Source organism: Ereboglobus luteus (assembly GCF_003096195.1).
GTDB classification, from domain to species: Bacteria; Verrucomicrobiota; Verrucomicrobiia; order Opitutales; family Opitutaceae; genus Ereboglobus; species Ereboglobus luteus.
The window spans coordinates 1,764,785-1,790,788 of the sequence record NZ_CP023004.1; the positions used below are offsets into that span (position 1 = coordinate 1,764,785).

Here is a 26,004-nt window from a genome sequence, read left to right on the forward strand (position 1 = left end):
CATTTTTCTGTATAAAAATTACGCTGCTCACGCCTTGACATCCTCTGGGCAACGAACCAAATCTTTAAATCGTAATGCGGAATAGTTATTCAGACGACCAATTACATCTTGCCGCCCGCCTCTATTACGTGGAGGGGCTGGGACAGGATGAAGTGGCCAAATTCGTGAAGGTTTCGCAGGCCAAGGTGTCGCGCCTTCTCGCCATGGCGCGCGAGCGTGGCATCGTCCGCATTACGGTCGCGGATTACGAGCCGCGCGACCGCGAACTCGAAACCCGCTTGCGCGTCCAGCTCGGGCTTTCGACGGCCATCGTCATCAGGACCGCCGAAAACCTGCCGCCCGCCGACTTGCGCAAAACCATCGGCCTGTTCGCCGCCGGCGCGTTCGAGTCGCTTATCGAGACCAAGAGCATCATCGCCCTTGGCGGGGGCCGCACCATCCACGCGCTCATCCAAAACGTGCGCGAATCCAAGAGCCTGGCGCCGACCATCGTGCAATCGATGGGCAGCGTTGATTCCAACATAAACACTTTCGACGCCCAGGAAATCGGCCGCGTGCTCTCCCAGCGTCTCGGCGGCAACTTCGTGGCGATGAACACGCCCGCCTACGTGCATGAGAAAAAAATGCGCGACGCCCTGCTCGGACTTGAGCAGATCCGCACCGTGAACAACTATTTCGACCGCGCCCACCTCGCCGTCATCGGCATTGGCGCGCTGGACAATTCCGTGTTCACCGAGCGTCGCGTCCTCAAGCAAAACGAGATCGAGGCCCTGCGCGACGCCGGCGCGGTCGGCGAGGCTTGCGGGCGCTACTTCAACGCCGCGGGCAAGGAGTGCGACACTCCCTGGCGCGACTGCGTGATGAGCATCGAGCTTTCGCAGCTCGCCAAAATCCCCCAAGTCATCGGCGTGGTGACGGGCAACGACCGGGCGCCCTCGATCATGGCCGCCATCAAGGGCGGCTTTCTCAAGGGCATCATCATCGACGAGCCCAGCGCGCGCACGCTGCTTAACTATTCCGCACAATCCACAAAAACAAAATCAACCAAGAAAAAGAAATGAGCCCCCGCATAGCACTCGCCTGGCTGCTCGTTGCCGCCGCCCCAACCGCCTTGTTTGCGCAAGCACGGACCTCCGCGTCCCCGAAAAGCAATTGGAACGTCACCGACCACATCGCCCTTAAGGACTTCACCGTGCAAAGCCACCGCGGCGCGGGCAATCTCGCCGAGGAGGGAACGCTGGAGTCGTTCAAACTTGGCTGGGCCCTGGGCACCGTTCCCGAGGCCGACATCCGCGCCACCAAGGACGGCGTCATCGTCTCCTTCCACGACGGCAGTTTCAAGCGCCTGGTCAAGGGCGCCGACGAGGCTCTCAAGAAAAGCTCCGTCGAAAAAAGCACGTGGGCGTTTCTCCAAACCCTCGATGTCGGCGCGTGGAAAGGCGATTCGTTCAAGGGCCGCCGCGTTCCGAAAATGACCGACATCTTCGCCTACATGGCCGACAATCCCGAGTTCCGTCTTTACCTCGACATCAAGAAGGTGGACTTCGCCGTGCTCGCAAAACTGGTGAAGGACGCCGGCGTCAGCGATCGCGTCATCCTCGCCTCGCGCCATCCCGCGCATCATATCGAATGGAAAAAACTCGTGCCCGAGTCCGGCACGCTTCTCTGGATGCCCACGGGCGAGCAGGAAATCACCAAGATGATCGACGAGCTTGTCGCCAGCGGTGACATCAAAGCAATCACCTCGGTGCAATTGCACGTGCACCTCAATCGGAACGGCGCAAACTATGATCGCGCCAGCGACGGCGGCAGGGACTGGAAAAAAATCCCCTGCACCGACGATCCCTCCGAGCCGTTCAACCATACGCGCTCCTTCATCATCAAGCTCGGCGAGCGCATGCGCTCCCTCGGCATCCTGTATCAGTCGTTTCCCTATATTTCCCGCGAGGGCGTTTACTCAGAACTGATGGACCTCGGGGTGGCCTCCTTTGCCACCGACAATCCCGACGTCGCCATGCTCGAAATCAAAAAATACTACGCCAAGAAGGGGAAGAAATAATCCCCGCTCGTCACAGTTTCAACAATCACGAAGAAAACCAGCATCATGAACAACACTCCTTCCCCGGCCCAACCGGCTGACGCAAACACACTGTTCGGCATCACGCGCCTCTCCCCGCAGGAGGCGCTTGCCGCCGCGAGCGAAACCAAGGCGCTCGTGCTCGAACCCGGTTGCCTCGGGAAGGTCGCCCAAGTGTTCAAGCAACAATTCCCCGGGCGCAAGGCCGTCGTCATCGCGGACCAAAACACGATGGCCGTCGCGGGCAATGCCGTTCGCGACGCGCTCGCGGCCGACGGCGTCACCGTGCTTGAGCCGTTCATCTTCACCGACCCGGGGCTCTACGCCGAATACAAATACGTCGAGCAACTCATCGCCTCGTTCAAGACGCACGACGCCATTCCCGTCGCCGTCGGGTCGGGCACGATCAACGACCTCACCAAGCGCGCCTCGCACGAGACGGGCCGCCAGTATGTTTGCGTCGGCACCGCTGCGTCGATGGACGGCTACACCGCGTTCGGCGCGTCGATCACGTATGAAAACGCCAAGCAGACGCTCGTCTGCCCCGCGCCGCAGGCCGTCCTCGCGGACATCGACATTATCAAAAAAGCCCCGCCGGAAATGACCGCCTCCGGCTATGCCGACCTGCTCGCGAAAGTTCCCGCCGGCGCCGACTGGATACTCGCCGACGCGCTCGGCGAGGAACCCATCGAGACCAAGGCGTGGACAATCGTGCAAGGCGGACTGCGCGACGCGCTCGCCGATCCCGCCGCCGCCCGCGCGGGTGACGGTGCCGCGATCAACGCGCTCACCGAGGGCCTCATACTCGGCGGCTTTGCCATGCAATGGGCGAAATCCAGCCGCCCCGCATCGGGCGCCGAGCACCAGTTCAGCCACCTCTGGGACATGGAGCACCACACGCACAACGGCGCCGCGCCCTCGCACGGCTTCAAGGTCGGCATCGGCACGCTCGCCATCACCAGCCTCTACGAGCAACTGCTCCGCATGGACGCCTCCGCGCTCGACATCGACGCGATCTGCGCCGCCTGGCCCGACGCAAAGACGGTCGAGACCAACACCGCCGCCCTGTTTGCCACGGCGGATTTCAAGGAGACCGCCGTCCGCGAAACCATGACGAAATACGTCGATGCCGCCGCGCTCCGCAAACAACTCGAGCTCTTGAAAACCGAGTGGCCCGCGATCTGCGCCAAGCTCCGCCGCCAGCTCATCCCCTTTGCCGACATCAAGCAGCGCTTGCAATCGGTCGGCGCTCCCTTCGAGCCCGAGCAAATCGGCATCACCCGCCAGCGTTTGCGCGAAACCTTCACAAAGGCCTACCACATCCGCCGCCGCTTCACCGTCCTCGACGTCGCCGTGCGCACCGGCTGGCTCGCGCCCGCGCTCGACGCCCTTTTCGGCCCCGGCGGCACGTGGGAGTCAAAATAAACCGCCATGCCCAACAAAAACCATGCGCAACACACGCCGATTTTGGCCGGGGTTCTCATTTTTGCCCTTGCCTGACTCTCAAAAACGCATGGTTATTGTTGTGAAAAACAACCCCCGATTCTGACCTATCCTGTTCCGTTCCAATGACCGCATCCGCCACAACCACTGCCGACACCTCCCGCATTCGCCATGTCGTCCTCGACATGGACGGCACCATCTACAAAGGCGGCACGCTGTTTCCCTGGACAAAACCGTTCCTCGATTCCCTCACCCAGCACGGCATCGGTTACACCTTCCTCACCAACAATCCCTCCAAGAGCTCCGCCGATTACCTCGCGCACTTGGAGCGCATCGGGATTCCCTCCGCGCCCGAGCAACTCTACACTTCCGCGCAGGCCACCATTGACTGGTTGAAAGCCAATCATCCCGAGTTCCGCCGCCTGTTCCTCCTGGGCACGCCCAGCATGATCGGTGAATTCACCAAGGCCGGTTACGAATCCGCCAACGACGATCCCGCCGACATTCCCGACGCCGTCATCGCCGCCTTTGACATGAGCCTCACCTACGCGCGCCTCTGCCGCGCCTCGTGGTGGGCCTCGCAAGGCCGCCCCTATTTCGCGACCAACCCCGATCGCATTTGCCCCACCGACCAGCCCACCGTGCTCGTCGATTGCGCCGCGATCTGCGCGGCAATCCAGTCCGCCACGGGACGCGCTCCCGACCGGGTTTTTGGAAAACCCGATCCCTCGATGGTTACCGGTATCCTCCAGCGCCACAATCTCCGCCCGGAGGAGGTCGCGATGGTCGGCGACCGTATTTACACCGACATCGCCATGGCTCAAAACGCCGGCGTTACGGGCGTGCTCGTCCTCTCCGGCGAAGCCACGCGACAAGACGCCGAGGCATCCTCGGTCAAGGCCGACATTATTGTTGAAAACCTCGCCGGCCTCGGAGAGATGCTTATCGGTTCGCGCTAAACTCACACCGTCACCCCGCCAACGACCCCCGTTTTTTTCACCATAACCAACATCGGACTCACCTAAAACATATACGCATAAATATTCCAATCGAAATAACATGAGCACCACATACCAAGAGAAACGCAAATCAACGCTTTCCCAGCTTGCTGGGGAAACCCTGGACCTCCTCGTCATAGGCGGGGGTATCGTCGGCAGCGGCGTCGCGCGCGATGCCGCCATGCGCGGACTTCGCATCGGCCTTGTCGACCGCTACGATTTCGCCTACGGCACCAGCAGCCGCTCCAGCCGCCTCCTCCACGGCGGCTTGCGCTATCTCGAGCAAGGCCGCGTCGGCCTCGTGCACGAGTCCAGCGTCGAGAAAAAAGTCGTCCACAAAATCGCCCCGCACCTCGGCCAGCCGCTCGGGTTCATGTTCCCCGTTTACAAGGTCAACGGCTTCCCCCTCTGGATGATGCGCATCGGCGTGAAAATGTATGACCTCCTCTGCAACGGCAAAAACTTCAAGCCCTCGCGCGGCTTCACCGTCAAGGAAACCCTCGAGCACCTCCCGCAAATCAACACCAACGAACTGCGCGGCTCCGTGCGCTACTACGACGCGCTCACCAGCGACGCCCGCCTCACGCTCGACACCCTCCGCTCCGCCGTGAAGCACGGCGCGCACATCTCCAACTACACGCGTTTCATCGACTCCAAGCGCGAAAACGGCATCTGGACGTGCGAAATCGAGGACACGCTCACCGGTGAGAAATACACCGTGAAAACGCGCGCCATCCTTAACGCCGCCGGCCCGTGGCTGGAAAAAATTCCGCACAGCGAGATCAAGCTCCGCCTCACAAAGGGCATCCACATCGTCGTTGACCGCAAGCGCATCCACGTCGATGAGGGCGAGGCCGTCACGATGGTCGAGGGCAAGCGCATCCTCTTCCTCATTCCCTGGGGCGAGCGCCTCATCATCGGCACGACCGACACCGACTACGACGCGCGTCCCGAGGACGTGAAAGTTGACCTCGAGGACATCGACTACGTCCTGCACACCGTCAACACCACCTTCCCCACGGTCAAGCTCACCCGCGAGGACATCATCAGCTCCTGGGTCGGCCTGCGCCCGCTCATCGCCAACCGCGACGGCTCGCCCTCGAGCACCTCGCGCGCGCACCAGATCAAGCTCGTCGAGGAAGGCTGGTGGGATATCGCCGGCGGCAAGCTCACCACCTACCGCCTCATGGCCGAGCAAGCCGTCACCAAGATTGTCAAGAGCCTCGGCATCAGCGCCAAGGCCTGCCGCACAAAAGAGGAGCCGCTTCTCACACCCGAGGAGGCTGCGACCTACAGCGGCATCATCCCGACCGCCTATGGCGAGGCCGCGGTGAAGCACTACGTCGAAAACGAATGGGCGATCTCCCTCGCCGACGTGATCATGCGCCGCACGAGCTGGCACTTCTACATTCCCGACATGCCCTCGCGCGCCGCCGAAGTCGGCGCCTGGATGGCCGCCGCCGCCGGTTGGACTCCCGAGCGCCTTGCCTCCGAGCTCAAGCACTACGCCGAGGAAGCCGCCAAAACATATCCGGCTCCGAAAGCGGGCGCATAATCTATTCGAGCGCTAATCAACAAGCCGGCAAACGACCCGTTTTCAAACGGCGCTCGTTTGCCGGTTTTGTTTATTCTTTCGGCGTCTTCAATAGTGAGGCGGTTGGCGAAATGCCGAAACCGCCGCGCCGATCTCACCAGAAATCCACCGGCCCCTTGGGCACGGGGATGGATTCGCCGGCGTCCGTGGTTTCGCCCGCGGGGCGCATGAACGACGCCACGAGCGGCGCGGGACGGAAGCGCGGCAGCGGCTCGGCGTCGGGGTTTCCATTCTCGCAAAACGGTGCGCGCCACTTGCGATACGCGACGAGTATCGTTTCGAAATCCGCGCGTGTGTTCATTTTCACGATGCGCTGTTTGAAGTCCTTCGACGGACCCAAGCGGCGCGCATACCATGGCGCGATTTTGCGAAACATCCGGCAGCCGAGCTCCTCGCCGAACACTTCGATCATCAAATCCAGATGGCGCGACATCACGCGCACGCGCTCGGCAAACGTCGGCTCGGGCAGCAGTTCGCCCGTGCGCAGCAGGTGCTCCGTGCGGCGAAAAATCCACGGATCGTAAAACGCGCCGCGCCCGATGCTCACGCCCGCGCAGCCGGTTTCGTCGATCATCTTGCGCGCGGACTCGGGCGTGATCACGTCGCCGTTGCCGATGACGGGAATCGTTTTCACCGCCTCCGCGACCTTGCGGATTCCGGCGAGATTGACCGTGCCGGAAAATCCCTGCGCGCGCGTGCGCCCGTGCACAAACACCGCCGCGATGCCCGAGTCCTCCAGCACGCGCGCAAGGTCGGGCGCGGTGATGTTGGCGTCGTCCCAGCCAAGGCGCATTTTGGCGGTGACGGGAATTTTCACCGCCTCGACCATGCCGCGCGCGAGCTTCGCGGTTTTGTCGAGCTCGGTCATCATCGCCGAGCCGCCGCCAACTTTCACGACCTTGGGCACGGGGCAGCCCATGTTGATATCGATGGATGCCGCGCCGGACTGCTCGCAAATGACCGCCGCGTCGCGCATCTCCGCCGGGTCGGAGCCGAAAAGCTGGATCGCCATCGGACGGTCGGCGGGCGTGGAACGGATGAGTTGCAGCGCCTTCGGGTTGCGCTCGATGAGCGAGCGCGCGTTCACCAGGTCGGTGGTCGCCCAGCCGAGCCCGCCAAGCTCGCGAATCGTCAGGCGCATGGGCAGGTTTGTGTAGCCCGCGAGCGGTGACAGAAAGAGCGGTGAGTCGATTTGGACGGAGCCGATGCGCATGGGAAAATTGATTTTTCGCCTTTGAGTGGAATGAGAACAAAAGCCGGATGCAAACGCCAAAGGCGCCCGGCGTGTTTCCGATGGCAGGCAAACGGACGCGATCCCCGTTTTCAGATATGCTTTCCTTTTGAAAACAGCGGCACGTTTTCGAAATGGTGCGGGATGAGCCGGCCGTCATCCGTTCGTTCCACAACGACGACATCAAGGCGGTAGCTCAAGTCGCGCCAGCGGGGGCCGAGGGTGCGCAGATAGGTGCCGGCGGCGCGCTTGAGGACGTTTTTTTTGCGCGTGTTCACCGCCTCGTAGCCGTTAAGAAGCCGCGCGGTTTGATAGGTTTTCACTTCGACAAAAACGAGCGCGCCTTCGCGTGCGCGGCAGATGATGTCGATTTCGTCTCGGCGGTCCTTCGGGCTGCGCCAGTTGCGCGCGAGAATGGTCATGCCGCGTTCGTTTGCCAGGAAACGCGCGGCGGCGGATTCACCGGCTGCACCGTGTTTTTGTTTTTCGGTGCGCGCCGGCGTCGCCGCGCCGCGCAGCCTCGCCCATTGTTGCTTGAGCCATGAGATCACGCGCGGTGGGTTTCAAGCCACGCGCGCATTTCGGCGAGGGCTTGGTGTTGATGATGTTTTGTTTCGAGAGCCAGCCCTTGCGGGCGATGTTCACGCCCGTGCGCACAAAGGCGAGGTGGCCGGTTTCGTGTGCGTCGGGGTTGATTGAGCAGAGCAGGCCGCGTGCGGCGGCGCCGTGCCAGAGCCGCCAGTCCATGTCGAGACGCCACGGGCTTGCGTTGAGTTCGATGATTACGCCGTTGGCGATCGCGGCGTCGATCACCTTTGCCGCGTTCACGCGGTAACCTTCGCGACGCAACAGCAGCCGCCCCGTCATGTGACCGAGCATGGTGACGCGCGGGTTTTCGATGGCGCGGATGATGCGCGCGGTCATCTGCTCCTCGCCCTGCGAGAAGGCGTTGTGCACCGAGGCGACGACGAAGTCGAGTTGCGCAAGCGTGAGGTCGTCGAAATCCAGCGAGCCGTCCGTGAGGATGTCGCATTCGGTGCCGGCGAAGACATGCGTTTTGAAGCGCCCCGATGTATTTATTTTTTGGATACAGTCGACCTGGTCGGCGAGGCGTCGCTCGTCGAGGCCGCGCGCCTGGTGGCTCGATTTCGAGTGGTCGGCGATGCCGATGTATTCCCATCCGAGCGTTTGTGCGGCGGCGATCATTTCCTCGAGCGTGCTGCGGCCGTCCGACGCGGTCGTGTGGTTGTGAAACGCGCCGCGCAGGTCGGTGTGTTCCACGAGATGCGGGAGCCTGTTGTTTGTGAGTTCCGCCGCCTCGATTTCATCAAGCCCCTCGCGCAACTCGGGCTCGATAAACGCCAGGCCGAGCGCGGCGAAGAGTTCCGTTTCGCTTGTGATTTTCGCGCGCGTCTCCGCGTGCGCGGCGGCTTTTGTTTTGACGGTGCCCTCGCCATCGGCGGGCTCAAGTCCCCATTCGCTGAGACTCAGGCCTCGCGCGAGGGCGCGCTGGCGCATTTGCACGTTGTGATCCTTCGAGCCGGTGAAGTGGTGCAGCGCAAACGCGAATTGCTCCTCCGGCACGATGCGCAAGTCGGCCTGCAGGCCGTTTTCGTAGCGCACGCTTGTTTTTGTCTCGCCGCGCGCGGTCACCTCAAAAACGCCCGGCCGGGCCGTGAACCAATCGACAATTCGTCCGACGGCTTTCGAGTCCTTTGCGTCCGCCGCGACGATGAAATCAAGGTCTCCGACCGTCTCCAGTCCGCGTCGCAGGCTGCCCGCGGCCTCGGCGTGTTTCACACCGCGCAGTTTGCGCAATCCGGCGACAATCGGCCCGGCAACCGCGTGCGCGTTCCACCAGAGATGGCGGCGTCCGTAGGCCTCGCGGTGCTTGATTCCCTCGAGAAGCTTTTGCTGGGTTTTTTCGCCGAAGCCGGGCAGCTCCGCCACGAGGCCGTCGGCGCACGCCTTGGCGAGCGCGGCGATGCTTGAGATGCCGAGCTTGTCGTGCAGCGCCTTGATTTTTTTCGGACCGAGATTTGGGATTTCCAGCATCTCAACGAGGCCGGGGGCGACCGATGTGCGCAGTTCCTCGTGGAAGCGCAGCCGGCCCGTTTTGTGGAGCTCGGTGATTTTCTGCGTGAGCGCCTCGCCGATGCCCTTGACTTCGGAGAGCTTTCCGGAGGCGATCACTTCGCCGAGGTCGTCCGTGAGCGACTCCAGGGTGCGGGCTCCGTTTTCGTAAGCCCGAATCTTGAACGGATTTTCGCCCTTCAACTCGAGCAGCACGGCGATTTCCCTCAAAACATCGGCAATATCGTTTTTGGTCACGCCTCCAGTAAAACCGCTTTGAACCGAAAAACCACGATAATTTGTCCCTTTCCCGCAAACATCGTTTTTATCTGCGTTCATCTGTGACAGATGTGGATTTGTTTCGGAGTATTATCCACAGATGTCGCAGATGAACGCAGATATTTTTGGGTCATTCGTGTTCATCCTCGTTTTTCGGCGGATGGGTGCCGTGGACGAAGCGTTTGTATTCGAGTCGCGGCGCGCCGAAGTTCAAGAGCAGGGCTTTTTTGAGTCCGGATGCCTTTAGATAATTGATGACTTGTGACTCCTCGGAGCCGGAGAGCTTTTGGAGCGCCTTGAGTTCGACGATGAGGCTTTCAAAACAAACAAAACCGGCACGATACGCGGCCTTGAGCGCTTGGCCGCGATAATGAACCGGCAGTTCCCGTTCGCGTGAATACGCTATGCCCCGCATCTGCAATTCTCGTTCCAGCGCTTCCTGATAAACAGCCTCGAGGAAACCGTGTCCCAGTTCCGAGTGGACGGTCATTGCAGCTCCAATGATGGCATAAGTTTGTTCGTCGCGATTGTTTTTCATGGTGTTTATTGATTGGGGAGCTTATTTTTATCCACGGATTGTATCTGCGTTCATCCGCGACATCTGTGGATGTCCTTTTTCGGATATTTATCCACAGATGTCGCAGATGGACACAGATGTTTTTTAGGGCAGACGGATGATTGGTCGAAAGGGGAGGGTTCACAAATCAGTTTGCACGGGAAATGGATTCCGCCTTGCGCGCAATTTTTGTCCCTTTCCCTTGTTGACTACCCCCGGCGTGCGAATAGCCTTCCGCGCTTAATTTTTTGGGCATGGCAACCGATTTAAAAAACACTATCCAACTTCCTAAAACAGACTTCGCGATGCGCGCGAATCTCGTCAAGCGCGAGCCTGTCCGAATTGCCCACTGGGAAAAACTCGACCTCTACGCCGCCATCCAGAAAAAACGCGCCGGCGCCCCCGCCTTCGTCCTCCACGACGGTCCGCCGTTCACCAATGGCGACGTCCACATCGGCACCGCGCTCAACAAGGTTCTCAAGGACATCGTCAACCGCTACAAATCCATGCGCGGCTTTCGCACGCCCTTCGTGCCCGGCTGGGATTGCCACGGCCTGCCCATCGAGCAAAAAGTCACCGCGCAGCTTCGCGCCGAAAACAAAACCGTCTCCACCGCCGAAATGCGCGCCCTCTGCGGCGAGTTTTCGGAGCAATGGATCGCGCACCAAACAAAACAATTCAAGCGCGTCGGCGTCATTGCCGACTGGGCCAGCGAATACAAAACAAAGGCTCCCGCGTTCGAGGCCGACATCATCCGCACGTTCGCCGCGTTTGTTGAAAAGGGCCTCGTTTACCGCAGCAAGAAACCCGTTTACTGGTCGATCCCGTTCGAGACCGCGCTTGCCGAGGCCGAGATCGAATACAAGGACCACGTCAGCCCCGCCATCTGGGTGAAATTTCCCGTGCCGACCGGCGAGGCGCACAAATACGACCTGCCCGCCGACAAGCCGCTCTCCGTCGTCATCTGGACGACAACGCCGTGGACGATTCCGGCCAACCTCGCCATCGCGGTGAACCCCGATATTGAATACGAAATCGTCGGAACGGGGACTGAGCGCTACATCATCGCACATCAACTCTACGATGACTTTGCAGAAAAAACCGGCCTCACCCTAATCGACAATCTCAACTTCCGTCTAGGCAAACAGCTCGAAGGACTTCAGCCGCGCCATCCTTTCATCGACCGCGCCGCGCCCGTCGTTCTCGCCGATTACGTGACCACCGAAAGCGGCACCGGCTGCGTTCACACCGCGCCCGGCCACGGCGCGGAGGATTATCTCACCGGCCTCAAATACGGCTTGCCCATCTACTGCCCCGTCGATGACGACGGCAAATACATCGACGACGGACAAATCCCCGCCGACCTCGTCGGCCTCACCACGCTCGAAACCGTCGAGGATCTCGCCGCCAAGCGCACCTCGCCCGCCAACATCGCCGTCCTCAAAAAACTCGACGCCGCCGGTGCGCTCCTCGCGAAGGCGAAATACACGCACAGCTACCCGCATTGCTGGCGCTCGAAAACGCCGATCATCTTCCGCGCCGTCGACCAATGGTTTGTCTCGCTCGACAACAAGGCCGGCTCGTCCGATGGAAAATCCCCGCGCGAAACCGCCCTCGCCGCCATTACCAACGACGTTGCGTGGGTGCCCGCCAGCGGCGAGAAACGCATCACCGGCGCGGTCGAGTCGCGCCCCGACTGGTGCATCAGCCGCCAGCGCTCATGGGGCGTGCCCATCATCGCCTTCTACGACGACAAAAAAAATCCCTATCTCGACGCGGGCGTGATTCGCGCCGTCGCCGAAAAAATCGAGAAGCACGGCACCAACTATTGGTATGACGCCACGCCCGCGCAAATCCTCGAAGGCGTCGCGCTTCCCGCCACATGGCCCGCCGCCGACGCGCTCGCGTGCGGACGCGACACGCTCGACGTTTGGATCGACTCCGGCTCGTCGCACGCCGCCGTGCTCAAGCGCGGACAAGGCGGCACGCAATGGCCCGCCGACCTCTACCTCGAAGGCTCCGACCAGCACCGCGGCTGGTTCCAGTCCTCGCTCTGGACAAGCGTCGCCGCCTACGGCGCCGCGCCCTACAAGCGCGTCCTCACGCACGGCTTCATCGTCGGCGCGGACGGCAAAAAAATCTCCAAGTCCGGCCAATACGAAAAACCGCCCACCAGCGACAACTACATCGCGCAATACGGCGCCGACGTCATTCGCCTTTTGTTCGCCTCGCAAAATTTCACCGAGGACCTCCGCGTCTCCAATCTCGACACGGACCTCAAAAATCCCGCGAGCATCCTCAACGTCGTTGCGGAGGCATACCGCCTTTTCCGAAACACCTTCCGCTACCAGCTCTCGAACCTCTTCGACTACGACCACGCGCGCGACGCCGTGCTGTATTCGAAAATGGATACGCTCGACCGCTGGGCGCTCCACCAGGCCGCCGCGCTCATCCGCGAGTGCACCGCGGCCTACGATGCCTACGAGTTCCACCGCGTTTACCAGCTCTGCAACCAGTTCTGCTCGGTGACGCTCTCCGCCGTCTATCACGACATCCTCAAGGACCGCCTCTACACGCACGCGACGAACAGCCAGCAACGCCGCTCCTCGCAAACCGCGATCCACGAAATCTTCCACACGCTCGCGAAACTCCTCGCGCCCGTGCTCGCCTTCACGACCGACGAGGCGTGGTCGTTCGCCACGGCAAAAACGGAATACATTGATGGCGACTCCATCCACCTCCGCGACTGGCCCGTGGCGCCCGCCGAGTGGACCGACGCCACGCTCGAGGCCGACATCGCCGCGCTGCTCAAGACGCGCGCCGCCGTCACCGAGGCCATCGAACCGCTTCGCGCCGCGGGCAAGATCGGAAAATCGCTCGACGCCGTCATCACGCTCAACGCCGCCGCCGGCGCGCCCGAGCGCGCGCTCTACGAAAAGCACCGCGATTTTCTCCCCGAGCTCTTCATCGTTTCGCAAGTCGAGCTCGCTGACGCGCCCGGCGCGCCCGCGATCGAAGTAAGCCTTGCGTCCGAACGCGGACTGCACCGCTGCCCGCGTTGCTGGCGCTCCGTGTCCGCGCTCCAAGCGACGCCGCACGGCGACGTCTGCCCGCGCTGCGCCGAGGCGCTCCATGCATTTCAGGTGGACAAGTAAAAGCTTCAGCAAAAACAACCAACAAGGACAAAAATCATGGCCAAACCCAAAAAAAACGCCCCCTCTAAGAAACCAGCCAAAAAAGAAAAAAAACCTGCGTCAAAAAAACCGGCCGCAAAGAAGTCCGCGGCCAAAAAAACGCCGGCCCGGAAAGCGCCGTCCAAAAAACCTCTCCCGAAAAAGAAACCAGCGGCAAAAAAAACCGCCGCAAAAATTGTGGTAAAAAAGAAACCGGCGAAGGCACCCGCGAAAAAAGCGCCGGTCAAAAAAGCTTCCGCAAAAAAACCACCCGCGAAAAAAATCAAAGCATTGCCGAAATCCGCCGCGAAACCCGCGGCCCCTAAGAAAAAATTGAAGCCCGTGTCCAAAGCCGCCAAATCTGCGAAGAAACCCGCAACGAAACCGAAACCCGCGAAACCCGCGGCCAAAACCAAGGTCGCGCCCGCGAAAAAAAGCGCGCCCAAGGCCGCCGCGGAAAAGGGCCGCGCCGTCGCGTCCGCGCCGGTCAAGGCCGCTCCCGTTGCGGCCAAGCCCGAGACAAAGCGCGATCAGTTGCGCAAAAATATCATGGGCGGAAAAAAATCGCTCAGGCCCGTTGCCTTCAGCTTGGATGAGGCTCGCGAAATCGCCAAGACCGCGAGTGCCGCCGACAGCGCCTCCGCGTCCGCCTCCGCGAAAGCTCCCGCCGCGCCCGCCAAGCCCGACCTTGAAAAACTCGCCAAGGCCATCGCGCCCTCGCATGTGAAGGCGGCGTCGCTTGCCGACATCCTCGGCTTCAATCCCAAGAAGGCGCAGAAGCCGTCGCTCTTCGCCGATCCGAGCACGATCCCGGAGAAATACCGCCGCTATTACAAACTTCTCATCGAGCTGCGCAATTCGCTCACCGAGGGGCTTTCGTTGCACACCGAGGAAACGCTCCGCCGCTCCACGAAGGAGGACGCGGGCGACCTTTCGAGCTACGGGCAGCACATGGCCGACGCCGGCACCGACACGTTCGACCGCGACTTTGCGCTGAGCATGGTCGCCAACGAGCAGGAGGCTCTCACCGAAATCGACGCCGCGATCAAGCGCATCCAAAACGGCACCTACGGCATTTGCGAGGTTACTCAAAAACCCATCGCCAAGGAGCGCCTGCTCGCCGTGCCCTTCACGCGCTACTCCGCCGAGGCGCAGAAGGACATTGAGAGAAACCGCATGCGCGTGCGCACCGCCGCGGGGCTCTTCGCCGAAATGGGCGACGACTCCGGACGCGGCGACGACAGCAACGTCGAGGAGGAATGATTCCGGTTTCTGAATGCGGAATGCGGATTGCCGAATAGTCCGCATTCCGCTTTTTGTTTGTATGCACATGCAATCCGCCCCTTCAAAAACACCCACGCGCATGCAGCGCATATTTGCGTATCGCCGACTGCACATTTGCGCGATCGTTGTGTTTGTGCTCGACCAGGTCACCAAGGCGTGGATTCACAACAGCGAAAGGCTGCCGTTCAATTCCTACGGGCCGGGCGAGCACATCGAGGTGATTCCCGGTTTTTTCAACATCGTGCACGTGGGCAACACCGGCGCCGCGTGGAGCATCCTGAGCGGGCACAGCGAATGGCTCGCGGTGTTTGCCGTGGTCGTGCTGCTCTCCATTTTTTTCCTCCGCAAAACACTCGAGCTGCATGTGCGCGCCATTCAGATCGCGTTCGGCTTGTTGTGCGGCGGCATTGCCGGAAACCTCGTTGACCGCGTCATGCACAAGCACGTGATCGACTTCCTGGATTTTCATTTCGCCGGTTACGCGTGGCCCGCGTTCAACATCGCCGATGTCGGCATCGTCACAGGCGTGGTGCTCTACATCGGCTCCACAATCTTGGCGGCGGTGCGCGAAAGAAAAGGGGAGTGACTGACTCCTTCGCGCCGCGCGGGAAAAGCGCGCGCATGATATTTTCGGCGGGGAAACGCGCGCGTGTTTTTGTGACGCGACAAAAAAACCGCGCCCTGAAAATCAGGGCGCGGTTGGAGGTGTAAAGCGAAGCAGAATTATTTCTTCTTCGCTGCTTTCTTAGCAGGAGCTTTTTTGGCAGCCGCCTTTTTGGCGGGAGCCTTTTTAGCAACCGCTTTCTTGGCAGGAGCTTTTTTAGCAACCGCTTTCTTGGCGGGAGCTTTTTTAGCAACGCTGGTTTTTTTCACCGCTTTTTTGGCGGCCGGTTTTTTGGTTTTTGATGCCATGATCGTCATCCTTTGTGTGTTGGAGATGATGGAACCTCAACAAAATTTTTTAGGTAAATGCATTTTTGTTTTGCGTGTTCGCGCTCATTCAATGTTGGCGATTTGTTCGCGCACGCGCTCGAGCTCGTTCTTCATCTCGATCACGCGGCGCGAAATCTCGATGTTGTTCGCCTTGCTTCCGATCGTGTTCACCTCGCGCCCCATCTCCTGCAAAATGAATTCCGCCTTGCGTCCGATCTCCGCATCGCTGCGCAACAGCGCGGCGAACTGCGAGAGGTGACTGCGCAGGCGCGTGATTTCCTCTGCGATGTCGCAGCGGTCCGCGAAGAGCGCGACCTCCTTCAGCACGCGCTCGTCGCCGGTGTTGATTTCGAGTCCGGCGTCGCGCAGCCGCCGCATGAGTTGCTCTCGCCACGCGGGCGCGACGGCCGGCGCGAGCTCCGCGACCGAGCCGACGTGTGTATTTATTTTTTGGATACGATCCTCGAAGTCGGCGAGCAGCGCGGCGCCCTCCTTCGCGCGCATGGAGGAGAACGCGCGCATCGCTTCCTCGAGCGTCGCGAGGACGGTGGCGCGCACATCGTCGCCGGCGGGGAGGTCGGCCTTCTTTCTTTGCGAGCCGACGACGCTCCACAAAAGCTCGGGTGTGATCTCGAGCTCGATCCCATTGCGCGCGGCCTGCGCCTTGAGTTTTTCGAGGACGGCATCAACGGCGGACTCGTCCCAGTTGATGGTTTGGTTTTGCGCGCCCTCGGCGCCGGTCACGTCGACGCGGATGTTAATTTTTCCGCGAGCCGCGTATTTTCGCGCAAGCTCGCCCGCGGGCGCCTCGTATTCGGCCCATTCGGACGGGAGTGAAATCGCGAGATCGAGTGTTTTGCGATTCACGGAATTCACCTGGACGGTGAGCGTGTTGGTGCCGAGAGGAGCGGTGGCGCGGCCGAAGCCAGTCATGCTTTTCATGCGGCGAATGAACATGACCGCGCGTCCCGGCGCAAGCGCGCGCTGATTGGCGCGTGCGAATGCGCGTCACGCGAACCCGCGAAAGCTCGCGCGCGCTTTTCGCGCTATCGACAATTCTTCGCACGGTGTGCAATCTTTCATCATAACAAATCCATTCACCTCCCATATTCCCTCGTCTCATGAAACAGAAATCCCCCGTTTATTTCACCGACATGCGCACGCGCCCCGGCTTGAGCTTGCCCGACAAGCTCGAGCGCCTCGTCAGGCGCGCGGGCATTGAGAATATCGACTTCGACCGGAAGTTCGTCGCCATCAAAATACACTTCGGCGAGCTCGGCAACTTGTCGTTCCTGCGTCCCAACTACGCGAAGCGCATCGTGGACGTGCTCAAGCCGCTCGGCGCGAAACCGTTTCTCACCGATTGCAACACGCTCTATGTCGGCAGCCGCAAGAACGCGCTCGACCACCTCGACTGCGCGATGGAAAACGGCTTCGGCCCGCTGTCCACCGGCTGCCAGATCATCATCGCCGACGGCCTGAAGGGCACCGACGAAACCATCGTGCCTCTCACCGGCACCGAGTATGTGAAGGAGGCGAAAATCGGCCACGCGATCATGGATGCCGACGTGATTATTTCGCTCAACCATTTCAAGGGCCACGAGTGCACGGGCTTTGGCGGCGCGCTCAAAAACCTGGGCATGGGCTGCGGCTCGCGCGCCGGAAAAATGGAGCAGCACAACTCCGGCAAGCCGCAGGTGAACGAGTCCAAGTGCCGCAAGTGCAAAACATGCGGCAAAGAGTGCGGGCAGGATGCGATTTCCTACGATGAGCGCGGCATCGCGCGCATCGACACTGACAAATGCGTCGGCTGCGGACGCTGCATCGGCGCGTGCAATTTCGACGCCATCGAAAACACGAGCGGCGACTCAAACGAGATGCTCTCGAAAAAAATGGCCGAGTATGCGCTGGCTGTCGTGCGCGGGCGCCCGCAGTTCCACATCAACATCGTCACGCAAGTCTCGCCCTTCTGCGACTGCCATGGCGAAAACGACATTCCGATCATTCCCGACGTGGGCATGTTTGCATCGTTCGACGCCGTCGCGGTTGACCAGGCGTGCGCCGACGCGTGCAACCGCCAGCCGGTCATGGGCGGCAGCGTGCTTGAGCGCGTCTTGAAAAAGGCCGCTGGCGACGGGGCGGCTGGCGAAAACGAAATGCGGTGCGATCATTTCACGACGGTTTTTTCGAGCACGAACTGGCGCGACACACTTGCGCACGCCGAGAAGGTCGGCGTCGGCACGCGCGATTACGAGTTGGTGCGCGTGTGACGGCATTGCGCCCCGCCAATTACGCCAGTTGTCGCGCGAGCCAGTCGGCGGCGGTGCCGGTTGTCGGCTGGTGCAGGATTTCGCGGAGCTTTGCCGCGCAGGCTTCGGTGTGCGCGAGGCGCGCGGGGTTTTCCAGGCAATCGTGAAGTTGCGAGGCGAGCGCCTCGGGCGAGGCGGCACCCTGGATGTGCTCGGGATACATCGGTTCCTTGAGCAGCAGGTTTGCGATGCCGATGTAGGGCACTTTGACGAGGAGGCGTCCGAAAAGATAAGTCAGCGGGCTGATGCGATACACGACCGCGCCGGGGATTCCCGCGAGCGCGCAGTGCATCGACATCGTGCCGGAACTGGTGAGCACCGCCGAGGCCGCGACCGGCTCGCCGGTGGGGCGCAGCGTGATGCTGTCGGGAATGGGAAACTTGCGCAAAACGGACAGCACTTCCGCGCTTGGATAGAGGACGGCGGCGGGGCGGGGATTGGCGGTGGCACGGTAGCGCTCATATCCCGCGAGCACCACGGGGAAGATGCGCGTGACGGCTTGCTTGCGGCTGCCGGGCAGAAGCAGGATCGGGCCGTCGGGATTGTAGGTCACCGGCGCGGCGTAGTCGGCGGCGACGAAGGGATGCCCGACAAACTCCACGCGGCCTTTCAGCGAGGTGTCGTCGTAACACGCGGGCTCGAACGGAAAGATGACGGCCATCGCGTCGAGGTTGCGCGCCATCGAGAAACGGCGCCCGGCTTTCCACGCCCAGATTTGCGGGCTGATATAAAAGAGCGTGCGCGTGGGGCCGCCGCCTTTCACCGAGAGGCCGCGTTTGCGCATTTCGTTTGCGAGGCGCAGATTCATGCCGGGGTAATCGACGAAGCAGACGGCGCGCGGTTTATACACGGAGACCCAGCGAAGCACTTCGTTGAAGAGCGCCTTGAAAAACGAGAAATGTTTCAGCACTTCCACGAAGCCGATCACCGAGGTGGCGGTCATGTCGTGGAGCAGTTGCGCGCCCGCGCCGGCGAGCTCGGGGCCGCCGAGCGCGCAGACGGAGAGATTGTTTCCCTGGTCGTGCGAGAGGAATTCACGCACCATGCGCGCCGCGTGCTGGTCGCCCGAATGCTCGCCCGCGATGACGAGCAGGTCCACGTGCGAGGTGCGCGGGGCGGGAAGACGAAAGGGAAGGGCGGGCTGTGCCATGAATGATGTTGGTTAATCGCGGAAGCGCGAAGGAGCGAAAGCGCGGAAAAGTTTTTTAAAATTCCTGATCCGTGTTTCCGCCCCTTCGCGCTTCCGCGATTGAAAATCTCAGTGTTTGAAATGCCTGATGCCGGTGAAGACCATGGCCATGTTGCGCTCGTCGGCGGCCTTGATGACTTCGTCGTCGCGGATGCTGCCGCCGGGCTGGATGGCGGAGGTCGCGCCGGCGTCCGCCGCTGCGATGAGGCCGTCGGCAAACGGGAACAGCGCCTCGCTGACCACCGCGCTGCCCTTGAGGTCGAGCTTGGCCTCGCCCGCCTTCCACACGGCAATGCGCGAGCTGTCCACGCGCGCCATCTGGCCCGCGCCGACGCCGAGCGTGCGCTCGTCGCGGCAATACACGATGGCGTTTGACTTGACGTGTTTGCACACGCGCCAGCCGAACATCATGTTGGCCCATTCCTCGGGCGTGGGCTGGCGCTTGGTCACGACTTTGAAGTCGGCCTGGTTGCCGAGCTTGATGTTGCGATCCTGCACGAGCAGGCCGCCGACGCACGAGCGCACATCGAGGAGCGAATCCGCGCCGATGCCGCCCTTGGCAATCATGAGGCGCAGGTTTTTCTTTTTGCCAAAAATGGCGAGCGCCTCGTCGGTGAAATGCGGGGCGATGATAACCTCGGTGAAAATTTCGCTGATGATTTTCGCGAGGTCGGCCTCGAGCGTGCGGTTGACGATGATGATGCCGCCGAAGGGCGCCTGGCGGTCGGTGGCGAAGGCGTTGTGCCACGCGGTCACGAGGTCGTCGGCGCTGGCCACGCCGCACGGGTTGGTGTGCTTGAGAATCGCGAGGGTGGGGCGCTCGAACTCGCCGATGAGGTAGGTCGCCGAGGTGATGTCGAGGATGTTATTGTAGGAAAGTTCCTTGCCTTGGAGTTGCTGGTAGTGGTCGTGGAACGTGCCGTAGAGCGCGGCCTTCTGGTGCGGGTTTTCGCCGTAACGGAGCGACTGGGCTTTTTTGTAAGAGAGATTGAGCTGGTCGGGCAGGCCGGCGAGCGCGTCGAGATCGGGCGCGGCTGCGGTGGCCGCGGCTTGTTTTTCGAGATACGCGGAAATCGCGGCGTCGTAGGCGGCGGTGCGTTGGAAAACTTTGAGCGCGAGGCGGCGGCGCAACGCGAGCAGGCCGGCGGTGTCGTCGGATTTGGCGAAGGCGCCGAGCACGGCGTTGTAGTCGGCGGGATCGCAAACGACGGTCACGCTCTCGTGGTTTTTTGCGGCGCTGCGGAGCATGGAGGGCCCGCCGATGTCGATGTTTTCAATGGCTTCCTCGAATGCGACGCCGGGCTTCGCAACGGTGGCCTCGAACGGGTAAAGGTTGACGACCACGAGGTCGATCATGGCGATGTCGTTTTTCGCGGCCTCGGCGAGGTGCTCGGTTTTGTCGCGGCGGCAGAGCAGTCCGCCGTGGATTTTCGGGTGAAGGGTTTTGACGCGCCCCTCCATGATTTCCGGGAAGCCGGTGTGCTGGCTGACTTCGGTGACGGGCAGGCCCTTTTCGGCGAGCAGCTTGGCGGTGCCGCCGGTCGAGAGCAGGCGGAAGCCGTGTTGTTTGACAAGGGCTGTCGCGAATTCGACGAGGCCGGTTTTGTCACTGACGGATAGTAAGGCTAGCTTTTCCATAAAATTATAGGTGCCAATGATGTGGGCGGGGCGGGAAAAGAGGCAAGAGAAAGGATTGGTGGGAATGTTTTGGAGGTGTGTTCCGCGAGGTTGATTTGGCTTTCCTCATGAACGAATGGGCGCACACTGATGTCAGTATCCCGAACTCTATGAAGAAATTACTAACGCTGTTTATGTTTTTGGGCACAACTCTGCTTCCCGCGCAGGACGGCATTACATTCAAAATAGAGAGATTATCCAAACCTAAGGAAGCCCTCCCTGCGCAATCTATAACGAGCATATATGAAAAATTGATCCGTATGGATAACGGCGCGGATTATGGCCATGCGGAGAAAGACATTAACTATCATTATGAGATAATTGCGCAGAGCAAAATTGAAACGCCACTCGTCAGCTTCGGCTATAATCCTTTCTTTCAGGGCATGTATCAGGCTTATGCCGAGCACCGGCCGTTTGTGCTCTCGCCTGACATGGTGTGGCTTTTGATAAGTCAGGGGTTTGCGCGCCATGTCAGTGCCAATGCCGAGCAATTGCGCGAACGTTTCGTGAATTTTTCAGGCCAAGTTTCACTCGTTGTGAAAGCGAAGGGCGACATGCTCGGCAATCCCGATGCAGCATGGGAGGAAATTTTTCCGGGGTTTACCAAACAAATCGCACAGTATACAGGGGATCGATTGGTCGAAATTCTCTCCGCAAATTTTTCCACAACCACACCCGTCGAGGCAGTCGCATCGCAAATAACCATCATGGAGGCGATGAAGCCATATTTCGAATTTGTCGTAATGCGCGCCATATGCGGAATTCCTGAAATAACGCTCAAAGGCACACCGAAAGACTGGCAGCGTGTGCTCGATAAAACTAAGGCTCTGGCAGATTATGATCTCTCGTGGTGGACGCGTGAACTGGAGCCACTATTGAAGGAGTTTGTGAAAGCGTCGAAAGGTGATGTGAACAAGGTTTTCTGGAGAAACATGTTTAAATATCATTCACAGAAACAATATGGAGCGCCTAATATTATTGATGGATGGATTGTGAAATTTTTCCCTTATAATAAGAATGGGAAACGTAATAATCTCCGCCAGCTTGTTGGCGGTGATGATTTGCCGGACGAGATCGTGAAGGTTGATTTGAAGTATGTTGATCTCGTTACGAAAACCACAACTCCACTTGAGTTGTGGGCGGGGTTTGTGGGGCTTGAGCAAAATGGAGAAAATTATGCTCTCACACCAAAAATTGGCTGGATGATTCGAAAAAAAGATGTGCGTTACGATGCGCTCAGGCAAAAATTGGCTGTGGATATGAACGTAGGCAATGATGAAACGGGAGGATGGGTTAGGTTGCGCGTGCCGACAGTGCCGACCGCCTTGTTTTCCATGGGAAAAATTGATAATCTGTCTCTTTCATTTACAGATAAAATTTTAATTCCCAATGAACTTGCCCAAGTTGAAATCAAGCGGCTGGATTTGATGGGGCGCAGAATTGATGAAGGGGAGGAGGCGCGGATAAAAAAACTATTCCCGAATACGACGGTTGATATTAGTCTATTCCCCAAAAGCGCAGATTGATTGTTAGTGTTGAGCAGCGCCGGGGCTGGTTTTTCCTCTTTCAAAATAACTCAATCTGTCCGCTGTAGCGGGTTTCGGCTTCGGTGCGTGCGGTTTTCATGCCCATTTCTTCCAGGAAGGCGAGGAGTTCGGCGCGGCGGGGCTCCTGGTTTTGTTTTGCGGTGGCGGTGTCGAGCACGGGGAGCGCGAGGTTGAGCGTGACGAGTTTTAGGTTGAGGCGCAGCAGGTCGATGTTGGCGCGGAGGGCGTCGCGGAAACGTTCGGGCGCGATTGTGTCGGCGGCCGCGATGATGGCTTCGAGGCCACTGTGTTGCTGGAGCCATTTGACGGCGGTTTTTGGGCCGACGCCCTTGAGTCCGGGAATGTTGTCGGAGGCGTCGCCGACGAGCGCGAGGTAGTCGGCGATTTGCGAGGGCGGGACGCCAAACTTTTCGACAACTCCCGCGGCATCGAGCTTGCGCCAGCCGAGCTTGGCGTTGCCGGTCGGCGGGGGGAGCAGGATTTTTATGCGGTCGTTGACGATTTGCGCGAAGTCCTTGTCGGAGCTGACGATCAGGGCGTCGTCCCCGGCGTTTGCAAACGCGACGGCTTGCGCGGCGAGCAGGTCGTCCGACTCGACACCGTTTTGCTCAATGACGGCGAGGCCCATCGCTCGGCTGAGTGTTTTTAAATGCGGGATTTGTTTTGCGAGCGCGTCGGGCATTTCCTCGCGTTGCGCCTTGTATTCGGGGTGGAGCGCGAGGCGGTCTTGCGAGCCGCCCAAGTCGAAGAAGACGAGTGTGCCGGCGGGGTGTTCCTGGTCGATGAGGCGCCAGATGGATTTTATCCAGCCGTGGAGCGCGTTGGTCGGAAACCCGTCGGGACGCGTGAGCTCGGGAATCGCGAAGAAGCAGCGGTAGGCGAGGTTAAAACCGTCTATGAGGAGCCATTTGGACATGGGCGAAATTAGAGATTAGAAATTGGAAATTAGGAAGGATGAAGAATCGCGCGATGGTTTCATGCCGGAAATCTGGGCGAATTTTCATTTGTCCGAAAACGGAAAAACTCGCTTCACACAAAGCCTCGCGCGCCTTTTCATCTGTGTTTCGCGTGACACTCCTTTTCCTCAAGATTTTCGGCTGGCTCATTGCGCACACGCCTGAGTTTTTGCTGCATTTCACCGCCTGGCTGCTCGGCCCGGTGGTGTTGCTCTTGCCCAAGCGCCGGCAAATCGTTTTTTCCAATTTGCATCACGCGTTTCCCGAGAGAGGGCACGCCTGGCATCGCAAGATCGCCCTCAAGAGCTCGCGCCGGCTCATCGAGACGGGGATGCTTTCGCTCGCGAGCCCGTTCATGTCCGACGCGCGGTTGTGCCGCATCGCGCGCGCCACGCCGTCGTTTGACGCCGCGCTCGCGCGCCGCATCGCCGAGAATCCCGAATCGCCGGGAGTCATCGGCACGCTGCACCTCGCGTATTGGGAAAGCCTCACGTGGCTCGCGCTTTTCACGGAATATCGCGGCGAGGTCGGCGTCGTGTTCCGACCGCTCAAAAACAACGATCTCAACACGTGGATAAAATCCACGCGCGAACGCCACGGGCTGAGGCTGTTTTCACGGCGCGACGGATTGTTTGAAATTTTCCGCGTCATGAAACGCCGCGGCGTCATCAGCATTCTCTTCGATCAAAACGCCGGCCACCACGGCGCGCTCACGACATTTCTCGGGCGCGTCTGCTCGACGACGGAGTTTCCCGGGACTCTCGTCGAAAAATACAACGCGCGTCTCACGATCATTTATCCGCGCCGCTACGGATTCTGGCGCATCGGCTACGAGTGCGTTGACATCGTCACCGGCGGCAGCGCCATCGACGCCACCATCGCGCTTGACCGCTGGCTCGAGAACGCGCTCTCCAACGACGACAACATGTGCGCGTCGTGGCTCTGGAGTCACGGGCGCTGGCGCAGCCAGAACTGGCCGACCCTGCGCTTCCGCTTTCACACGAAAAACGATTATCTCGACGCCGACCTCGCCGCGCACGGTTTCACGCGCGCCACCATGCCGCGAAAAACGCGCGTGTGGGTGCGCTTCCCCGCGGACAAAATCGCGCCCGCGCAACTCGCCGCCGCGCTGCCGATCTTTCGCGACTTGCGCCGGTCGCGCCCCGACACGCAACTCACGCTCCTCGCGCCGGCGGGCGCGCTCGACGCGCTCAAGCCGCTCATCGACGACGGCACCGCCGACTACTTGCGCGAGCTGCCGCGCGGCGCCCTGGCATCGCGTTGTTATTTCAAAAAACTCCGCCTCGAATATCCCGACGTGTTTGTGAATCTCGACGAATCCGCGCGCGCCGATCGCGAGGCCAAATCCACGCGCAGCCCGCAGCGCTTCGGCCTCGCGCGTCCCGGCCAACGCCGCCCGAGCCTCACCGATGTTTACGAGGTCCCCGCTGATTTTCTCGCGACCAATCCCGCCCCCGCCGTGCTCTGGCGAAAACTCTTCGAACACTTCGGCCTGCCGGAGGAGGGGAAACCTGAAAACCTGAAAGCCTGAAGGCTGAAAACGGAATTCCCGGGGCCTCCAAAATTTCCGCCTGCGCGCCTTTTGCATTTTCTTTCAACCTTCAGTCATTCAGCCTTTCTCTTCCCGTGCTTCTCTCCGTCAAAGATCTTCGCACTTATTTTCACACGCGCAGCGGTGTGTATCGCGCGGTTGACGGCGTGAGTTTTGATCTGGAGCGCGGCGAGACGCTCGGCATCGTCGGCGAGTCCGGTTCGGGAAAATCCGTCACGTGCTATTCGCTCATGGGCCTCGTCCCGCAACCGCCGGGACGCATTGAAAGCGGCGTGGCGATGTTCGACGGCGTTGACCTGCTCCACTGCGCGCCGCGCCGGTTGCAGTCGATCCGCGGCAAGCGCATCTCGATGATTTTTCAGGATCCGATGACCTCGCTCAATCCCTACCTGCGCATCAGCGAGCAACTCATCGAGCCGCTCATCATCCACGAAAAAATCTCCCGCAAGGCCGCGCTTGCCCGCGGGCTCGAAATGCTCGAGGCCGTCGGCATCAACGACGCCGCGAAACGCATTCACTATCACCCGCACGAGTTTTCCGGAGGCATGCGCCAGCGCGTCATGATTGCGATGGCGCTCATCACGCGCCCCGAACTCCTCATCGCAGACGAACCCACCACGGCGCTCGACGTGACCGTGCAGGCGCAGATTTTGGAGCTCATTAAAAAAATGCAGAAGGAGTCCGGCATGGCCGTGGTCTTCATCACGCACGACCTCGGCGTCGTCTCCGGCCTCTGCGACCGCGTGCAAGTCATGTATGCCGGACGCATCGTCGAAACCGCCGACACGCGCACACTCTTTTACCAGCCGAAGCACCCCTACACAATCGGCCTGCAACGCTCGATCCCCTCGCTGCAACAAAAAGGCCGCGAACTTTTCACGATCAAGGGACTTCCCCCGACATATCAAAAAACTTCACCGGCTGCGCCTTCGCCGAACGTTGCGAACTTGCCAGGGAAAGCTGCCGCCAACAACAACCCGGACTCAAACCCGTAACCCCCGAGCACCAACAAGCCTGCCTGCGCGTGCAGGCAGGCGAAATTTGAAACCGCCTGATTAGCCCGATCCGTCCTATCAATCCAAAATCCCCAATCCAAAATCCAAAATTTATCT

General features: G+C 60.4%; 21 protein-coding genes and 1 pseudogene. 12 read left to right on the forward strand and 10 right to left on the reverse strand.

Going from position 1 to position 26,004, the window contains the following annotated elements; all coding sequences use genetic code 11:
• The first annotated feature begins 74 nt into the window (after positions 1 to 74).
• From CKA38_RS06625 to CKA38_RS06645, 5 genes are all read left to right on the forward strand, one after another.
• A complete protein-coding gene (locus tag CKA38_RS06625) occupies positions 75 to 1,061 on the forward strand; it encodes a sugar-binding transcriptional regulator (RefSeq protein ID WP_108824778.1) in 987 nt (328 codons plus the stop codon).
• Positions 1,058 to 2,059, forward strand: a complete 1,002-nt coding sequence (locus tag CKA38_RS06630; protein ID WP_108824779.1) for a glycerophosphodiester phosphodiesterase — start codon at positions 1,058 to 1,060, stop codon at positions 2,057 to 2,059. Before CKA38_RS06625 ends, CKA38_RS06630 begins: the two co-directional genes overlap by 4 nt.
• A gap of 45 nt (positions 2,060 to 2,104) precedes the next feature.
• Positions 2,105 to 3,502 carry a sn-glycerol-1-phosphate dehydrogenase gene (locus CKA38_RS06635; RefSeq protein WP_192881151.1) on the forward strand — a complete coding sequence of 466 codons (1,398 nt, stop codon included), beginning with the start codon at positions 2,105 to 2,107 and terminating at the stop codon, positions 3,500 to 3,502.
• A 143-nt stretch (positions 3,503 to 3,645) separates the two neighbouring features.
• Positions 3,646 to 4,479 (forward strand): HAD-IIA family hydrolase, encoded by an 834-nt coding sequence (locus CKA38_RS06640; RefSeq protein WP_108824780.1) that lies wholly within the window; start codon positions 3,646 to 3,648, stop codon positions 4,477 to 4,479.
• A gap of 100 nt (positions 4,480 to 4,579) precedes the next feature.
• On the forward strand, positions 4,580 to 6,073 hold the full coding sequence (locus CKA38_RS06645; RefSeq protein WP_108824781.1) for a glycerol-3-phosphate dehydrogenase/oxidase: 1,494 nt from the start codon (positions 4,580 to 4,582) through the stop codon (positions 6,071 to 6,073).
• A 133-nt stretch (positions 6,074 to 6,206) separates the two neighbouring features.
• Here CKA38_RS06645 and dusB read toward each other — a convergent pair whose 3' ends face one another.
• The 4 genes from dusB to CKA38_RS06665 all read right to left on the reverse strand — a co-directional run bounded on the left by dusB (position 6,207) and on the right by CKA38_RS06665 (position 10,233).
• Positions 6,207 to 7,325 carry a tRNA dihydrouridine synthase DusB gene (gene dusB / locus CKA38_RS06650; RefSeq protein ID WP_108824782.1) on the reverse strand — a complete coding sequence of 373 codons (1,119 nt, stop codon included), beginning with the start codon at positions 7,323 to 7,325 and terminating at the stop codon, positions 6,207 to 6,209.
• Between the two features lie 110 nt (positions 7,326 to 7,435).
• A complete protein-coding gene (locus tag CKA38_RS06655; protein ID WP_236919203.1) occupies positions 7,436 to 7,894 on the reverse strand; it encodes a YraN family protein in 459 nt (152 codons plus the stop codon).
• Positions 7,803 to 9,674: a DNA polymerase/3'-5' exonuclease PolX gene (gene polX / locus CKA38_RS06660; RefSeq protein ID WP_108824783.1), complete on the reverse strand. Its 1,872-nt coding sequence runs from the start codon at positions 9,672 to 9,674 to the stop codon at positions 7,803 to 7,805. Before polX ends, CKA38_RS06655 begins: the two co-directional genes overlap by 92 nt.
• Before the next feature lie 151 nt (positions 9,675 to 9,825).
• Complete coding sequence (locus tag CKA38_RS06665; protein WP_108824784.1) at positions 9,826 to 10,233, reverse strand: GxxExxY protein; 408 nt, start codon at positions 10,231 to 10,233, stop codon at positions 9,826 to 9,828.
• A 272-nt stretch (positions 10,234 to 10,505) separates the two neighbouring features.
• Here CKA38_RS06665 and ileS point away from each other — a divergent pair, with 272 nt between their 5' ends.
• A complete protein-coding gene (gene ileS, locus CKA38_RS06670) occupies positions 10,506 to 13,406 on the forward strand; it encodes an isoleucine--tRNA ligase (RefSeq protein ID WP_108824785.1) in 2,901 nt (966 codons plus the stop codon).
• Positions 13,407 to 13,411: 5 nt separating this feature from the next.
• Here ileS and CKA38_RS15370 read toward each other — a convergent pair whose 3' ends face one another.
• Positions 13,412 to 13,774, reverse strand: coding sequence for a hypothetical protein (locus CKA38_RS15370; protein WP_236919205.1), 363 nt, complete (start codon positions 13,772 to 13,774; stop codon positions 13,412 to 13,414).
• Here CKA38_RS15370 and CKA38_RS15375 point away from each other — a divergent pair.
• A complete protein-coding gene (locus tag CKA38_RS15375) occupies positions 13,767 to 14,687 on the forward strand; it encodes a TraR/DksA family transcriptional regulator (protein WP_236919206.1) in 921 nt (306 codons plus the stop codon). The genes CKA38_RS15370 and CKA38_RS15375 overlap by 8 nt on opposite strands.
• A gap of 100 nt (positions 14,688 to 14,787) precedes the next feature.
• Entirely contained in the window at positions 14,788 to 15,294 is a 507-nt protein-coding gene (lspA, locus tag CKA38_RS06680; RefSeq protein ID WP_236919207.1) for a signal peptidase II, read from the forward strand.
• A 137-nt stretch (positions 15,295 to 15,431) separates the two neighbouring features.
• On the opposite strand, the gene CKA38_RS06685 is transcribed toward lspA, so the two are convergent.
• Positions 15,432 to 15,620 carry a hypothetical protein gene (locus tag CKA38_RS06685; RefSeq protein ID WP_192881152.1) on the reverse strand — a complete coding sequence of 63 codons (189 nt, stop codon included), beginning with the start codon at positions 15,618 to 15,620 and terminating at the stop codon, positions 15,432 to 15,434.
• 84 nt (positions 15,621 to 15,704) lie between these two features.
• A complete protein-coding gene (locus tag CKA38_RS06690) occupies positions 15,705 to 16,583 on the reverse strand; it encodes a YicC/YloC family endoribonuclease (RefSeq protein WP_108826460.1) in 879 nt (292 codons plus the stop codon).
• Between the two features lie 179 nt (positions 16,584 to 16,762).
• Between CKA38_RS06690 and CKA38_RS06695 the strand changes: the two genes are divergently transcribed.
• Complete coding sequence (locus CKA38_RS06695) at positions 16,763 to 17,911, forward strand: DUF362 domain-containing protein (protein ID WP_108824789.1); 1,149 nt, start codon at positions 16,763 to 16,765, stop codon at positions 17,909 to 17,911.
• Between the two features lie 19 nt (positions 17,912 to 17,930).
• Here the strand turns inward: CKA38_RS06695 and CKA38_RS06700 are convergent, their stop codons facing one another.
• Both CKA38_RS06700 and purH read right to left on the reverse strand, forming a co-directional pair.
• A complete protein-coding gene (locus CKA38_RS06700) occupies positions 17,931 to 19,100 on the reverse strand; it encodes a lipid-A-disaccharide synthase (RefSeq protein WP_108824790.1) in 1,170 nt (389 codons plus the stop codon).
• A gap of 108 nt (positions 19,101 to 19,208) precedes the next feature.
• Complete coding sequence (gene purH, locus CKA38_RS06705) at positions 19,209 to 20,777, reverse strand: bifunctional phosphoribosylaminoimidazolecarboxamide formyltransferase/IMP cyclohydrolase (RefSeq protein WP_108824791.1); 1,569 nt, start codon at positions 20,775 to 20,777, stop codon at positions 19,209 to 19,211.
• A gap of 149 nt (positions 20,778 to 20,926) precedes the next feature.
• On the opposite strand from purH, the gene CKA38_RS06710 reads away from it, so the two are divergent.
• Positions 20,927 to 22,342: a DUF4419 domain-containing protein gene (locus tag CKA38_RS06710; protein WP_108826461.1), complete on the forward strand. Its 1,416-nt coding sequence runs from the start codon at positions 20,927 to 20,929 to the stop codon at positions 22,340 to 22,342.
• Positions 22,343 to 22,382: 40 nt separating this feature from the next.
• Here the strand turns inward: CKA38_RS06710 and CKA38_RS06715 are convergent, their stop codons facing one another.
• A complete protein-coding gene (locus CKA38_RS06715; protein ID WP_108824792.1) occupies positions 22,383 to 23,279 on the reverse strand; it encodes a 5'-3' exonuclease in 897 nt (298 codons plus the stop codon).
• Positions 23,280 to 23,431: 152 nt separating this feature from the next.
• On the opposite strand from CKA38_RS06715, the gene CKA38_RS06720 reads away from it, so the two are divergent.
• Positions 23,432 to 24,871: an LpxL/LpxP family acyltransferase gene (locus CKA38_RS06720; RefSeq protein ID WP_161554777.1), complete on the forward strand. Its 1,440-nt coding sequence runs from the start codon at positions 23,432 to 23,434 to the stop codon at positions 24,869 to 24,871.
• 167 nt (positions 24,872 to 25,038) lie between these two features.
• Positions 25,039 to 25,937, forward strand: a pseudogene (locus CKA38_RS06725) (ABC transporter ATP-binding protein).
• Positions 25,938 to 26,004: the final 67 nt, after the last annotated feature.